This is a genomic window from Phascolarctobacterium succinatutens CAG:287, from assembly GCF_000434895.1.
Lineage (GTDB): Bacteria > Bacillota > Negativicutes > Acidaminococcales > Acidaminococcaceae > Phascolarctobacterium_A > Phascolarctobacterium_A succinatutens_A.
This window is the reverse complement of record NZ_FR892780.1, coordinates 1-13,923: the sequence shown is the minus strand read 5'-3', so window position 1 is coordinate 13,923 and position 13,923 is coordinate 1. Positions and strand designations below refer to the sequence as shown.

The following is a 13,923-nucleotide window of genomic DNA, read 5'->3' as shown; positions in this document are numbered from 1 at the left end:
TACCAGAGTTCTATGTGTGACAGCCAATCAGCGTTGTCCTGTGGACTCGCTTCTTGGATGCGCACGCAAGAATGCAACACTTCTATGGTTCCAAATGCTCATTTGCTAAAATTACTATTCCTTGCACGATATACCCCTCGCTCCATTTACCAGAGTTCTATGTGTGACAGCCAATCAGCGTCGTCCTGCGGACTCGCCTCTTCGATTTACATTGCTGCAATATACTATTATGACGCATTTCTTCGATTCCCTTATAAAATCCAAACATCCTTATACAATAGACAAATATTCGCACAAATCAAACAACAAAAAAATATTGACAGTTTTGAGAAGAAATAGTATCATTATTGTTAACTGTTCGACAAAAAATATATAAAAGAACAGAATTTGTTTTTTATGAAGGGAAAGAAAACTATGAAAATGACAAACTTCAGATGGAAGGTAGCGTGGCTGATTTTTGCTATCAGCTTTGTATCCTACATGGATCGTGTTAACCTTTCTGTTGCGACACCTGTAATCATGAAGGAATTTGGCTTTACTAAAATTGATATGGGCCTTATTCAATCCTTCTTCTTCGCCGGTTATGCTTTAATGCAGGTTCCGGGAGGTATGCTGGCTGAAAAATTCGGCCATCGCTTTACTGGTTCTATTGCGTGCGGCTGGTGGTCTGTATTTACTGCCTTGACTGCTGTGGCAAGCGGTAAATATACCTTTGCGATTGTCCGTTTGATGTTTGGCTTGGGCGAAGCACCTATTTATCCTGCGTTCGCTATGGCGGAACACAAATGGTTTAATAAAGACGAAAAGGGCAAGGCAAGCTCCTTTATTCTTAATGGTTGCTTCTTTGGTCCTGTAGTTGGTCCTGCTGTTGTAGTATGGCTTATGACAACCTTTGGCTGGCATCATGTATTCCTCAGCTTTGGTGTAGTTGGTCTGATTTTGGCTTGGGCATGGCATAAATATGTTACTGATGATCCGAAGGACAGTCCTTACGTTAATGAAGCAGAATTGGCTCACATCAACGAGGGTCGTGTGGAAGCAACCGGTGAAAAACAGATTGCTCCGTGGGGCAAGCTGCTGCGTTCTACCCAATTCTGGGCTTTGGGCATTCAGTTTTTGATTACCGATTATATCATGTACGTATTCCTGGCTTGGTTGCCGATGTATCTCATGGAGGTTCACAAATTCTCCTTAGCTAAAATGGGTATCTGGGCAGCTGCTCCCTGGATTTCTCTGATGGCTGTAGTAACTCTTTGCGGTCACTATTCCGATAAACTGCTGCGCAGCGGTATGTCTCAGAACATGGTTAAGACTGCAACCGGTGCTGCAGGTATTCTTCTTTGTGCCGGTGCGCTGTACATTTCTACCCGTACTGCTGATCCGATGATGAATGTTCTCTGGCTTTCCGTATCCTTAGGCTCTCTCGGTCTGACCATGAGTGCTTCCTGGTCCAGCGTTATCAGCATGGGCGGTAAATTTGCCGGTTCCGTATCCGGTTGGATGAACTTCTGGGGCAATATTGGCGGCGTTTTGGCTCCGACCGTTACTGCCTGGTTTGCAACAAACTATGGCTGGCAGGCTGCTTTGGCAGCAACTGCTGTAACCGGTATCTGCGGTGCTATTGCCTGGTTCTTTGTAAAGCCTGATAAAGCAATTGTATAATAGTAGATAAGCTATAACGCTTTTAAGACAGACACCTCGATATGCTTTAAGTATGTCGGCGGTGTCTGTTTTTGATTATGCTATTTTCTTACGCTGGACAAATAACGCGATATGCTGTATAATATCTTAGAAGTTCATAACAGACAGTTCGTAACCATCCTGTCTATAAATAAAACTACGGGCGATGTACTGGCGCCGGCCGGTATTTTTTATGTATGCAAGGATTTCGTCTGTAGATGACGGAATCCTTTTATATTTTGTGGACTTTGCCCGCTCATTAATTGGGAGGAAAAATGAAGGTTTTAGTATTATTAAGCGGTGGCGTAGACAGCTCAACCTGTCTGGCACTGGCAAAAGAAAAATACGGCGATAATGTTCTGGCCTTGTCGATGTCCTACGGTCAGAAGCATGCCAAGGAGCTTGCAGCAGCGCAGGCGATTGCCGATTATTATCATGTAGAGCTGCTGCATATGGATTTGTCGAAGATTTTTGCGCACAGTAAATGCTCTCTGCTACAGGGCTCGGAGACCAGCGTTCCGCACGCATCCTATGCAGAGCAGCTGAAGGAAAGCAAGGGTGAGCCTGTAAGCACTTATGTGCCTTTCCGTAATGGCCTGTTCCTGTCTGCTGCGGCAAGCATTGCGCTGGAATATGAATGCAATGAGATTTACTACGGTCCCCATGCCGATGATGCTGCAGGCAATGCTTATCCTGATTGCAGTGTTGAATTTAACGAGTCGATGAATTTGGCAGTATATCTGGGAAGCGGTCGTAAGGTGCGTCTTGTTGCTCCCTTTGTTGACAAAACTAAGAAGGATATCGTTGCTGAGGGCTTGCGCTTAGGTGTTCCCTATGAGCTGACCTGGAGCTGTTATGACGGCGGTGAAAAGCCTTGTCATAAGTGCGGTACCTGTATTGACCGCGAGGCAGCCTTTGCTGCCAATGGTGTTGTTGATCCCTTAGCAGAGGTTTGAAGGAGGTAAGGATAATGAAGAGTTTAAGTAATCAAAAATTAGTATTTTCCGCATTGTGTATTGCATTATATATTGTTGTGATGATGTGCACCCAGAGTTTTGCCTTTGGTCAGTATCAGATTCGTATTGCTACTGCGCTGTATGGCTTAAGTGCAATTTTCCCGTTTCTGGTGCTGCCGTTTGGCTTGGCAAACGTTGTCAGCAATACGGTGATGGGCGGTTTTGGTCTGCCGGATATTATCGGCGGCTTTATTGTAGGTATCGTAACAACCGGTATTATTGTTTTTGCTAAGCGTCGTGGCTGCGGCAATTGGATTATCTGGGCAGCAGTAACCTTTGTACCGGGACTTGGTGTTCCTGTATGGCTGAGCGTTCTGTTGGATATTCCTTATCTGGTACTGGCAAGCAGTCTGCTGATTGGTCAGTGCATCTGTGGTATTGCGAGTGTAATGCTTGTTACCGCTTTGGAACGTGTAGGAGCAGGCAAGCTGTTTGCATTTGATGGAGGTAAGCAATAATGACAAGTGGCAGAAGTAAAGAAGAATTGCAGGGCGTAAGCCTGTTAGGCAATAAAACTGCTTATAAAAGCGATTATGCGCCGGAGGTTCTGGAATCCTTCCCGAATAAGCATCCGCAAAATGATTACTGGGTTAAATTTAACTGTCCGGAATTTACCAGCCTTTGTCCGATGACAGGACAGCCGGATTTTGCGACTATCTATATTTCGTATGTGCCCGACGAACGTCTGGTAGAAAGCAAATCTCTGAAGCTGTACCTGTTCAGCTTCCGTAATCACGGTGATTTCCATGAAGACTGCGTAAATATCATTATGAAGGATCTTATCAAACTGATGGAGCCTAAGTATATTGAGGTTTGGGGCAAATTCCTGCCGCGCGGCGGTCTGTCCATCGATCCGTATGCCAACTACGGCAAGCCGGGAACCGAATGGGAGCAGGCTGCGAAGAAGCGTCTCTTTATGCATGATATGTATCCCGAAACAGTTAATAACAGATAAAAAATTTTTGAGCTGCTGCGTAAGCGGCAGCTCTTTTTTTGTGCTTACGAAACACCTCTGCTAATGAAAAGTATTTTCAGACAGCGTAAGTTAGCGATGGCTAATCAAAGAACGTTTTTTATAAAATTTTTTCAATAAACACTAATACAGCACTTTATTTATCAATTAGAGTATGCTATAATGAGCTATAGACAAATAATTCACTTATTTGTATTGAATCTGTGGGACACGAAAAGTACCACGAGGGACAAAACACGTCAAGGGATGTAACTGGTTATGGATAGTATTATTAATCTGCAAAAGAAAATTGTACCGGAGCTGACTGATTTGCTCGTACAACGCTACCAGATTCTGCGTCAGGTAAGCCATGAAGCGCCGATAGGCCGACGTGCTCTGGCTGCAAGACTGGGACTGAGCGAAAGAGTGCTGCGTGCTCAGGTTGATTTTCTTAAGAAAAGCGGCTTGCTGGATTTTTCTTCCAGCGGTATGAGCGTGACTGATGAGGGTGCGGATATTCTTAAGGAGCTGGCGGATTATGTACGCAAGCTGCAGGATATTTCGTTTTTGGAAAATGCTCTCAGTGATACGCTGAAGATTGGCAAGGTCGTCATTCTTCCTGGCGATTCGGACCAGGAGGACGTTGTCAAACGCGAAATCGGCCGTACCGCAGCGCATATTCTCAGCAAGCTGCTGAGTGACGGCAATAAGCATATCGTTGCTGTCAGCGGCGGCACTACTATGGCTGCTATGGCAGCTAATGTTTCCGGTTCTCAGCCAAATACGGTGGTTGTACCGGCACGCGGCGGCTTGGGTGATAATGTGGAACTGCAGGCCAATACGATTGCAACTGTCCTGGCGCAAAAGCTCGGAGCATCCTACCGTCAGCTTTATGTTCCCGACTGTGTAAGCGAGGATATCTTAAACAGTATTCTTAAAGAGGATATCGGTGTACGCGCTGTCGTTGATATTATCAAGCAGGCGGACATTCTTGTTCACGGTGTAGGCCGTGCCAGTGTTATGGCAAGACACAGACGCTTAGGCAGCGAGGTAATTGCCAAGCTGGAGGCAGATGGTGCTGTAGGCGAGGCGTTTGGCCAGTATTGTGCTTTAGACGGCAGACAGGTTTATATGACTAATAATGCCGGCCTGATGCTGCAGGATTTGCAGCACATCGGCACAATTATCGGTATTGCCGGAGGTAAATCGAAGGCTGCCGCAATTTTATCGGTTATCCGTGCTTCCAGACAGGATATTTTGATTACCGATGAGGCTGCAGCGCATGAGATTCTCAAAATGACTAAAGAGCAATAAACAAGCGAAGCTCTTAAAGTATTAATTTGTTACTGAGCACATTTGTGCAAAATTTAGATTCTCTCAGAATTAAGGAGGAAATTATTATGACAAAAGTAGGTATTAATGGTTTTGGCCGTATCGGCCGCGAGGTTTTCCGTGTTGCATTCAATAATCCTGAGGTTGAGGTTGTTGCAATAAACGATCTTGGCGACGTCAAGACTCTGGCTCACCTGCTGAAATATGATTCTATCCATGGCATTTTCAATCATGAAATCAGCATCGAAGGCAACTTCATTATTGTTGATGGTCACAAAATCGAAGTATTCTCCTGCATGGATCCGGCAAAGATTCCTTGGGGCGAAGCTGGTGCTGAAATCGTTGTAGAATCCACCGGTCGTTTCACTGAAGGCGAAAAGGCTGCTGCTCACCTGCATGACACTGTTAAAAAGGTTATCATCTCCGCTCCTGCAAAAGGCGAAGACATTACCATCGTTATGGGTGTTAACGAAGACAAATATGATCCTGCAAAACACAACATCATTTCCAACGCTTCCTGCACCACCAACTGCCTGGCTCCGTTCACCAAAGTACTTCTGAACAAATTCGGTATTGAAAGCGGTCTGATGACCACTGTTCACTCCTACACCAATGACCAGAGAATTCTGGACCTGCCGCATAAAGACCTCCGCCGTGCTCGCGCTGCTGCTTGCTCCATCATCCCGACTACTACTGGTGCTGCAAAAGCAGTTGCTCTGGTTCTGCCGGAACTGAAAGGCAAACTGAACGGCTTTGCAATGCGCGTTCCGACCCCGAACGTTTCCATCACCGACCTGACCGTTCTGCTGCAAAAAGACACCACTGCCGAAGAAATCAACGCAGTGCTGAAGGAAGCTGCTGAAGGCGAACTCAAAGGCATCATGGGCTACAGCGACGAACCGCTGGTATCTCGCGATTACAATGGCTGCCCGCTGAGCTCCATCATCGACGGTCTGTCCACCATGATGGTTGGTCCGCGTATGGCTAAGGTTGTAAGCTGGTACGATAACGAATGGGGTTATTCCAACCGCGTAGTTGACCTGGCTGCTTATATTGCTAAAAAAGGTCTGTAATAAAGGAGATTCTTATCCGTGGATAAAAAAACTGTACGTGACTTAGACGTTGTCGGTAAAAAAGTACTGGTACGCGTAGATTTTAACGTTCCTCTGAATGATAAAGGCGAGATTACCGATGATACTCGTATCACCGCATCTCTGCCGACCATTCAATATTTGCTGGAGCAAAAGGCTGCCGTTATTTTAATGGCACATCTTGGCCGTCCTAAAGGACAGGTTAAACCGGAATTGTCTTTGGCTCCTGTAGCTAAGCATTTGGGCAAGCTGCTGGGCAAAAAGATTCTGTTCGCTCCCGACTGTGTTGGCGAAGCTGCGCAGGCTGCTGCAAGCAAGCTGAAGCCGGGGCACATCCTGCTGCTGGAAAACCTGCGTTTCCATAAGGAAGAGGAAAAGAACGACATGGAATTTGCCGAAAAGCTGGCTTCTTTGGCAGATTTGTATGTCAATGACGGCTTCGGTGTATCTCACCGCGCACATGCTTCTGTAGAAGGCGTAACCCACTTCCTGCCTGCTGCAGCAGGCTTCCTGCTGGAAAAGGAAATCCAGTATGTAGGTCAGGCTGTAACCAATCCGCTGCATCCTTTCGTTGCTATCATCGGCGGTGCTAAGGTAAGCGACAAAATCGGCGTTATCAGCAACCTGCTTGATAAGGTTGATACCCTGCTTATCGGCGGCGGTATGGCTAACACCTTCCTGGCTGCACAGGGCTACAAAATGGGCAAGTCCCTGGTAGAAGAGGATAAGCTGGACTTGGCTAAAGAGCTTCTGGCTAAGGCTAAGAAAAATAAAGTAAATATGCTGCTGCCTACCGATCTGGTAATGGCTGCTGCATTTGCTCCCGACGCTGAGCATGTAACCGAAAAGGTGAAAAACCTGAACCAGGCTTACATGGCTCTGGATATCGGTGCGGAAACCAGCAAGGCTTATGCCGAAGCTCTGGCTGACGCTAAGATGATTGTCTGGAACGGACCGATGGGCGTTTTCGAAATGGACGCATTCTGCAAGGGCACCGAGGCTGTAGCTAAGGCTGTAGCTAAGAGCCGTGCTACCAGCATTGTCGGCGGTGGCGACAGCGTTGCTGCTATCGAAAAGCTGGGTCTGGCTAAACGCATTACCCACATTTCCACCGGTGGCGGTGCTTCTCTGGAATATCTGGAGGGCAAGGTACTGCCCGGCGTTGCTGCGCTGGATGACCTGCGCCGCAAAATGATTGCCGGCAACTGGAAAATGCACAAAACCGTAAGCGAGGCTGTAGAGCTTGCTGAGGATATTGTTATGGAAACTAACGGTACCTTAAACGAGGTTGTTATTTTCCCGCCGTTCACCGCACTGGAAACTGTTGCGGATGCTATCGATGGCAAGCACGTAGGCTACGGCGCACAGGATTTGCATTGGGAAGACAAGGGTGCCTTCACCGGCGCTGTTTCCGGTGCGATGATTGCCGATATCTGCGCTGAATATGTTCTCGTTGGTCACAGCGAACGCCGTACCATTTTCGGTGAGAACGAAAAAATTGTTGCCAGCAAGATTATTGCCGCTTATCGCAACGGTCTGAAGCCGATGCTGTGCGTTGGTGAAAATCTGGCTGAGCGTGAAGCAGGCAAAACTGCCCGCAAAATCAATATGCAGCTGAAGAGCGCTCTGCGTGTAATTTCTGCAGAGGATGCAGAAAACCTTGTTGTTGCTTATGAGCCTATCTGGGCTATCGGCAGCGGTAAGGCTGCTACTCCGGAGGATGCTTTGGAAGTATGCACTCTGATTCGTGAAAAAATCAGCAAAATCTTTACGCCGGATATTGCCCGCAAGGTTCGTATTCTTTACGGCGGCAGTGTTAATGAAAAGAACGCTGCTTCCTTCAACCTCAGCGGTATTGACGGCGTGCTGGTAGGCGGCGCAAGCCTGAAGGCTGACACCTTTGCCGCAATCGTAAGAAGCTTTTAATTAGACCTCGGAGAAAGCACCTGTTGCTTTCTCCTTCGTCTTTAGGAATTTGATAATGAAAAAACCAGTTTTACTAATGATTCTTGATGGTTGGGGCATTGCTCCCGCAGATAAAACAAACGCTGCGGCTATGGCAAAAACTCCTAATCTGGACAGTTATTTTGCAAATTATCCTCATACAACCTTGGAAGCCAGCGGCAAGGCTGTCGGTCTGCCGGCAGGCCAAATCGGCAATTCGGAGGTAGGTCACCTGAATATCGGTGCCGGCCGTATTATCTACCAGAGCCTGACACGCATTGACAAGGCGATTGAGGATGGCGATTTGTATAAGAACAAAGAGCTCAGCAGGGTGATGGACGAAACGAAGCAGGCAGGCAAGGCGCTGCATCTTCTGGGACTGTTATCCGACGGCGGCGTTCACAGCCACATCGAGCATCTTCTGGCACTTATCTGCATGGCGAAGGTTAAAGGCCTGACCAAGATTTATGTGCATGCTTTCCTCGACGGACGTGATGTCGGTCCGAAAACAGCGCTGGAATATATCCATGACCTGGAAGATGGTATGGCGCAGATTGGCGTAGGCAAGATTGCTACCGTCAGCGGACGCTATTACGCAATGGACCGCGACAAGCGCTGGGAGCGCGTGGAGCGTGCCTATAAAGCACTGGTGCTGGGCGAGGGCGACAAAGCTGCAAGCGCTGCTGCCGGCGTAGAGGCATCCTATGCCGCAGGCGTAACGGATGAGTTTGTTGAACCCTTCACTGTTGACGGCGTAGATGGCAAAATCACTGCCGGTGACGGTGTGATTTTCTTCAACTTCCGTCCTGACAGAGCGCGTGAAATTACCCGTGCGCTGCATGATGAGGATTTCCCATATTTTGCACGTCCCGAGGGCGCACGCCCTGTAAATTATGTGTGCATGACGCAGTATGATGCAACCATTACCGCACCGGTAGCCTTTCCTCCGGAGGAGATTAAGGATACCTTGGGTGAGGTGTTGGCACAGCATGGACTGCACCAGCTGCGGATTGCGGAAACCGAAAAATATGCGCATGTAACCTTCTTCTTCAACGGTGGTGTAGAAGCTCCGAATGCTAATGAGGAGCGTATTCTGATTCCTTCGCCGAAGGTTGCAACCTACGATTTGCAGCCGGAAATGAGCGCGGAAGAGGTTACGCAGGCACTATTGGCAGAGCTGGATAAGGATAAATTTGATGCGATTATCCTGAACTTTGCAAATCCGGATATGGTTGGTCATACCGGTGTGCTCAGCGCTGCGATTACCGCTATGGAAAAGGTGGATGACTGTGCCGGCCGCATTGTACGTAAGGTGCTGTCCCTTGGCGGCAGCGTGTGCATTACCGCGGACCACGGCAATCTGGAGAAGATGGCCGAAAGTGATGGTTCGCCGAACACCGCGCATACCACTAACCCTGTACCGTTTATTTTAGTAAGCGAAGAGCAGCACAAGCTGCATAACGGCATTTTGGCCGATATTGCACCGACGCTGCTGCAGCTGCTTAATATTAAACAGCCTGCCGCTATGACAGGTAAAACTTTGATAGACTAATCATGAGGTGATAAGAAATGGCAATGATTACTGAAGTTTACGCTCGCGAGATTCTGGATTCCCGCGGCAATCCGACCGTAGAAGTTGAAGTATGCCTGGAAGACGGCGCTATGGGACGCGCTGCTGTTCCTTCTGGCGCATCTACCGGCGTACACGAAGCTGTAGAGCTGCGTGACGGCGACAAAGAGCGTTACCTGGGCAAGGGCGTTACCAAAGCAGTTGATAATGTTAACGACATTATTGCCGAAGCAATTATCGGCCTGGACGCAACCCGCCAAACCGAAATTGATGAGCTGCTGGTTCGCCTGGACGGCACTCCGAACAAAGGCCGCCTCGGCGCTAACGCTATCCTCGGTGTTTCCATGGCTGTAGCTAAGGCTGCTGCTGCTTCCGTAGGCCTGCCGCTGTACCTGTACTTAGGCGGTGTTGCTGCCAAAGAGCTGCCTGTCCCGATGATGAACATCTTAAACGGCGGCGAGCATGCAGATAACAACGTTGATATTCAGGAATTTATGATTATGCCGGTTGGCGCTAAATCCTTCAGCGAAGCACTGCGCATGAACGCTGAGATTTATCATAATCTGAAGGCATTGCTGAAGGAAAAAGGCCTGAGCACTGCTCTGGGTGATGAAGGCGGTTTTGCACCGAACCTGAAATGCAATGCAGATGCAATCGAGGTTATTCTCGAAGCAACCGAGCGTGCAGGCTATAAACCCGGTAAAGACATCGTTATGGCGATGGACGTTGCTTCCAGCGAATTCTATGTAGACGGCAAATACAAAATGACCGGTGAAGGCGTAGAAAAGACCAGCGAAGAAATGGTAGATTATCTGGCTGGCCTGTGCGAGAAATATCCTATTATCTCCATCGAAGACGGTATGGCAGAGGATGACTGGGACGGCTGGAAGAAGCTCACCAAAAAGCTGGGCAAAAAAGTTCAGCTGGTTGGCGACGACCTGTTTGTTACTAACGAAGAGCGTCTGGTTCAGGGCATTGAAAAGGGCGTAGCAAATGCTATTCTGATTAAAGTAAACCAAATCGGTACCTTGACCGAAACCTTTAATGCTATCGAAACCGCTAAACGCGCAGGCTACACCTGCATCATCTCTCACCGCAGCGGTGAAACCGAAGACACCACTCTGGCAGATATTGCTGTTGCTGTAAACGCAGGCCAGATCAAGACTGGTGCTCCAGCACGTACCGACCGTGTTGCCAAATACAACCAGCTGCTGCGCATCGAAGAGGATCTGGGCAAGGCTGCAAAATATAACGGCATGAAGGTTTTCTACAACATTAAAAAATAAGCAGAAAAAGCTTTCTGATTTGCTGTAAAAGATGAGGTGAGAGCGCTGACTCTCACCTTTTTCTTTATTTAGGGCGTTTTTGTAAAATATTTTGCAAAAGTAGATTGTAAGAGCACGTCTTTTATGGTAAAATACTATGGTACAAAAATATGAGGAGGTAAGCTCTGTGATTGAAACTGTCTTGATGGTTCTTGAAGTTATCGTTTGCATAGCACTCATTGGCGCAGTTCTGCTGCAGTCCGGAAAAGGCGGCGGTATGGGCAGTACTTTCGGCGGCAGTGACGGTGCTTTTTTTGGCAAGGGCAATGATCTGGATACAGTCATGGCGAAGGCTACGGTTGTTTTGGGTGTTGCATTTGCTGTTATTACATTGGCGCTGGCAAAAATCAACGCTTAAGGCTGACGGGATTTTCCTGTTTTCCGCACTCATCATGTTACCAAGAGTGCAACCGCACTCTTAAAATTTTAAATTTTTTATAAAAAGAAAGGGGTTTGGGTCTTGAATTTCTTAATGATCTCCATTGTTGTCGGCCTCATTGCACTCGCAGTTGCACTGATGCTGAGCAGCGCAATCGGTAAGGCTCCTGCTGGTACAGCACGTATGCAGGAAATTGCCGGTTACATCCACGAGGGCGCTATGGCGTTCCTCTTCCGCGAATACAAAGCATTGTCTGCTTTCGTAGTCGTAGTTGCTATCGTAATTTCTATGTTCTTATCTCCGCTTACTGCAGTATGCTTCGTTGCAGGTGCAGTATTCTCCGTATGTGCAGGCTACATCGGCATGACCGTTGCTACCAAAGCTAACGTTCGTACTGCTGCAGCTGCTCAACATGGCGGCATGCCGGAAGCTCTGAAAATTGCTTTCTCCGGCGGTGCTGTTATGGGTCTGGGCGTTGTTGGTCTGGGTATCGTTGGTGTTGCTGCTGCTTACATGCTGTTCGGCAACATTGATATCGTTACCGGCTTCGGTCTGGGCGCAAGCTCCATTGCATTGTTCGCTCGTGTTGGCGGCGGTATCTACACCAAAGCTGCTGACGTTGGCGCTGACCTGGTAGGTAAAGTAGAAGAAGGTCTGCCTGAGGATGACCCGCGTAACCCGGCTACCATCGCTGATAACGTAGGCGATAACGTAGGCGACGTTGCAGGCATGGGCGCTGACTTGTTCGAATCCTATGTAGGTGCTATCATCTCCGCTATTACTCTGGGTGCTGTTGCATATCCCGGCGGCGAAGGCATTATGTTCGTGTTCGAGCTGGCTTTCGCTGGTATCATTGCTTCCCTGATCGGTGTATTCTATGCTCGCAGCAGCAAATCCACCAATCCGCAGGCTGCTCTGAACCATGGTACCTATGTTGGCGGCGTAATCGTAATTGCTGCTGCTTACTACCTGTCCACTTCCATCTTCGGTAACGCTGCTGCATTCGTAGCTATTGCTTCCGGTCTGGTAGTTGGTCTGTTAATCGGTAAAATCACCGAAATCTACACCTCTGCTGATTATGCTTCCGTTAAGAAGATTGCTGAGCAATCCGAAACCGGTCCGGCAACCACCATCATCTCCGGTCTGGCTGTTGGCATGTATTCCACCTTCCTGCCGATGATTTTCATCTGCGTTGGTGTAATCCTGGCATTCTTCACCATGGGCGGTGCTAAAGATGCAGGCATGGGCCTGTTCGGTATCTCCCTGGCTGCAGTTGGTATGCTGTCCACTACCGGTCTGACCGTAGCAGTTGACGCTTATGGTCCTATCGCTGATAACGCTGGTGGTATCGCAGAAATGTCCGAGCTGCCTCCTGAAGTACGTGAAATCACCGATACCCTGGACTCCGTTGGTAACACCACCGCTGCTATCGGTAAAGGCTTCGCTATCGGCTCCGCTGCTCTGACTGCTCTGGCTCTGTTCTCTGCTTATGCACACACTGTAGGCCTGAAAGCAATCGACCTGCTGAACCCTGTAACCCTGATCGGTCTGTTCATCGGTGCAACCCTGCCGTTCGTATTCGGTGCTATGACCATGGAATCTGTTGGTAAAGCTGCTTACCAGATGATCGAGGAAGTTCGTCGTCAATTCCACGAAATCCCCGGCCTGCTGGAAGGCAAAGCTAAAGCTGACTACCAAAAATGCGTAGACATCTCCACTGCAGCTGCTCTGCACGAGATGATTATGCCTGGTGTTATCGCTATCGTTGCTCCTCTGCTGGTTGGCTTCCTGTTCGGTACTGAAGCTCTGGGCGGCCTGATTGGTGGCTCCCTGGCTTCCGGCGTACTGGTTGCAATCCTGATGGCTAACGCTGGCGGTGCATGGGATAACGCTAAGAAATTCGTAGAAGCTTCCGGCCGTAAACACACTCCGGTGCATGATGCAACCGTAGTAGGCGATACTGTAGGTGACCCGTTCAAAGATACTTCCGGACCTGCAATGAACATCCTGATCAAACTGATGACCATTGTATCCCTGGTATTTGCTCCTGTACTGGCAGCAAACGGCGGTATCCTGCTTGGCCTGTTCAAATAATTTTATAGTTAAGCTATAATCCACGCTGCTGCAGCATTAGCTGCAGCAGCTTTTTTGTTCTGTCGCACAAATTTGAAGCTGCTTAATTTTCAAATATTGTACGTTCGTAGGCAGATATTTTCTTTTAAAAAGAATGAGTGTAACACTAAAGTAAATTTAACGTAAAAACAAGATAGGATTAACAAAAATACTTGCACTGAATATCAATGCATGGTATAATGCAATTATGGTAAGGAGATTGAGATACTCTACTTTCCATTAATATTGCTTTATAAATCGCTGCAAAGGAAAAACCGGCAAAGGATGGCAGAGGAAACAAGGCAACTCTTGAGCGGAATTTGCGGGAGACTCCGGAAGGTGATTTGTAAAAATATAATATTAGCAGTCTGATAATACTGCTACATCCTGAGGAGGAAACTGAAATGAAAAAATCCTTAGTACTCGCAATGGCAATGGCACTGGGCGTAACCGCTTCTGCTTATGCTGCAAATCCGTTCTCTGACGTACCTGCTGGCCACTGGGCTTATGACAGCATCAACA

At 48.0% G+C, this 13,923-nt stretch carries 11 protein-coding genes; all 11 read left to right on the top strand.

Translation table 11 applies throughout. The features are described 5' to 3' along the window. The first annotated feature begins 414 nt into the window (after window positions 1-414). The 11 genes from BN587_RS04085 to BN587_RS04035 all read left to right on the top strand — a co-directional run bounded on the left by BN587_RS04085 (window position 415) and on the right by BN587_RS04035 (window position 13,383). Entirely contained in the window at window positions 415-1,662 is a 1,248-nt protein-coding gene (locus BN587_RS04085) for an MFS transporter (protein ID WP_021719876.1), read from the top strand. A gap of 293 nt (window positions 1,663-1,955) precedes the next feature. Continuing rightward, entirely contained in the window at window positions 1,956-2,636 is a 681-nt protein-coding gene (gene queC / locus BN587_RS04080; RefSeq protein ID WP_021719875.1) for a 7-cyano-7-deazaguanine synthase QueC, read from the top strand. A 14-nt stretch (window positions 2,637-2,650) separates the two neighbouring features. Further along, window positions 2,651-3,154, top strand: coding sequence for a QueT transporter family protein (locus BN587_RS04075; protein WP_021719874.1), 504 nt, complete (start codon window positions 2,651-2,653; stop codon window positions 3,152-3,154). Continuing rightward, a complete protein-coding gene (gene queF, locus BN587_RS04070; RefSeq protein ID WP_009145817.1) occupies window positions 3,154-3,651 on the top strand; it encodes a preQ(1) synthase in 498 nt (165 codons plus the stop codon). The genes BN587_RS04075 and queF overlap by 1 nt, the downstream gene beginning before the upstream one ends. Before the next feature lie 276 nt (window positions 3,652-3,927). After that, a complete protein-coding gene (locus BN587_RS04065) occupies window positions 3,928-4,962 on the top strand; it encodes a sugar-binding transcriptional regulator (protein ID WP_021719873.1) in 1,035 nt (344 codons plus the stop codon). Window positions 4,963-5,048: 86 nt separating this feature from the next. Next, window positions 5,049-6,053: a type I glyceraldehyde-3-phosphate dehydrogenase gene (gene gap / locus BN587_RS04060; RefSeq protein WP_021719872.1), complete on the top strand. Its 1,005-nt coding sequence runs from the start codon at window positions 5,049-5,051 to the stop codon at window positions 6,051-6,053. An 18-nt stretch (window positions 6,054-6,071) separates the two neighbouring features. Continuing rightward, window positions 6,072-7,997, top strand: coding sequence for a triose-phosphate isomerase (gene tpiA / locus BN587_RS04055; RefSeq protein WP_021719871.1), 1,926 nt, complete (start codon window positions 6,072-6,074; stop codon window positions 7,995-7,997). 55 nt (window positions 7,998-8,052) lie between these two features. Continuing rightward, the gene (gene gpmI / locus BN587_RS04050; protein ID WP_021719870.1) at window positions 8,053-9,567 is read left to right on the top strand and encodes a 2,3-bisphosphoglycerate-independent phosphoglycerate mutase; all 1,515 of its coding nucleotides are present in this window, start codon (window positions 8,053-8,055) and stop codon (window positions 9,565-9,567) included. A gap of 17 nt (window positions 9,568-9,584) precedes the next feature. Further along, window positions 9,585-10,871, top strand: a complete 1,287-nt coding sequence (eno, locus tag BN587_RS04045; RefSeq protein WP_021719869.1) for a phosphopyruvate hydratase — start codon at window positions 9,585-9,587, stop codon at window positions 10,869-10,871. Window positions 10,872-11,037: 166 nt separating this feature from the next. Next, window positions 11,038-11,268, top strand: a complete 231-nt coding sequence (gene secG, locus BN587_RS04040; RefSeq protein WP_021719868.1) for a preprotein translocase subunit SecG — start codon at window positions 11,038-11,040, stop codon at window positions 11,266-11,268. Window positions 11,269-11,382: 114 nt separating this feature from the next. After that, a complete protein-coding gene (locus BN587_RS04035; RefSeq protein ID WP_021719867.1) occupies window positions 11,383-13,383 on the top strand; it encodes a sodium-translocating pyrophosphatase in 2,001 nt (666 codons plus the stop codon). Window positions 13,384-13,923: the final 540 nt, after the last annotated feature.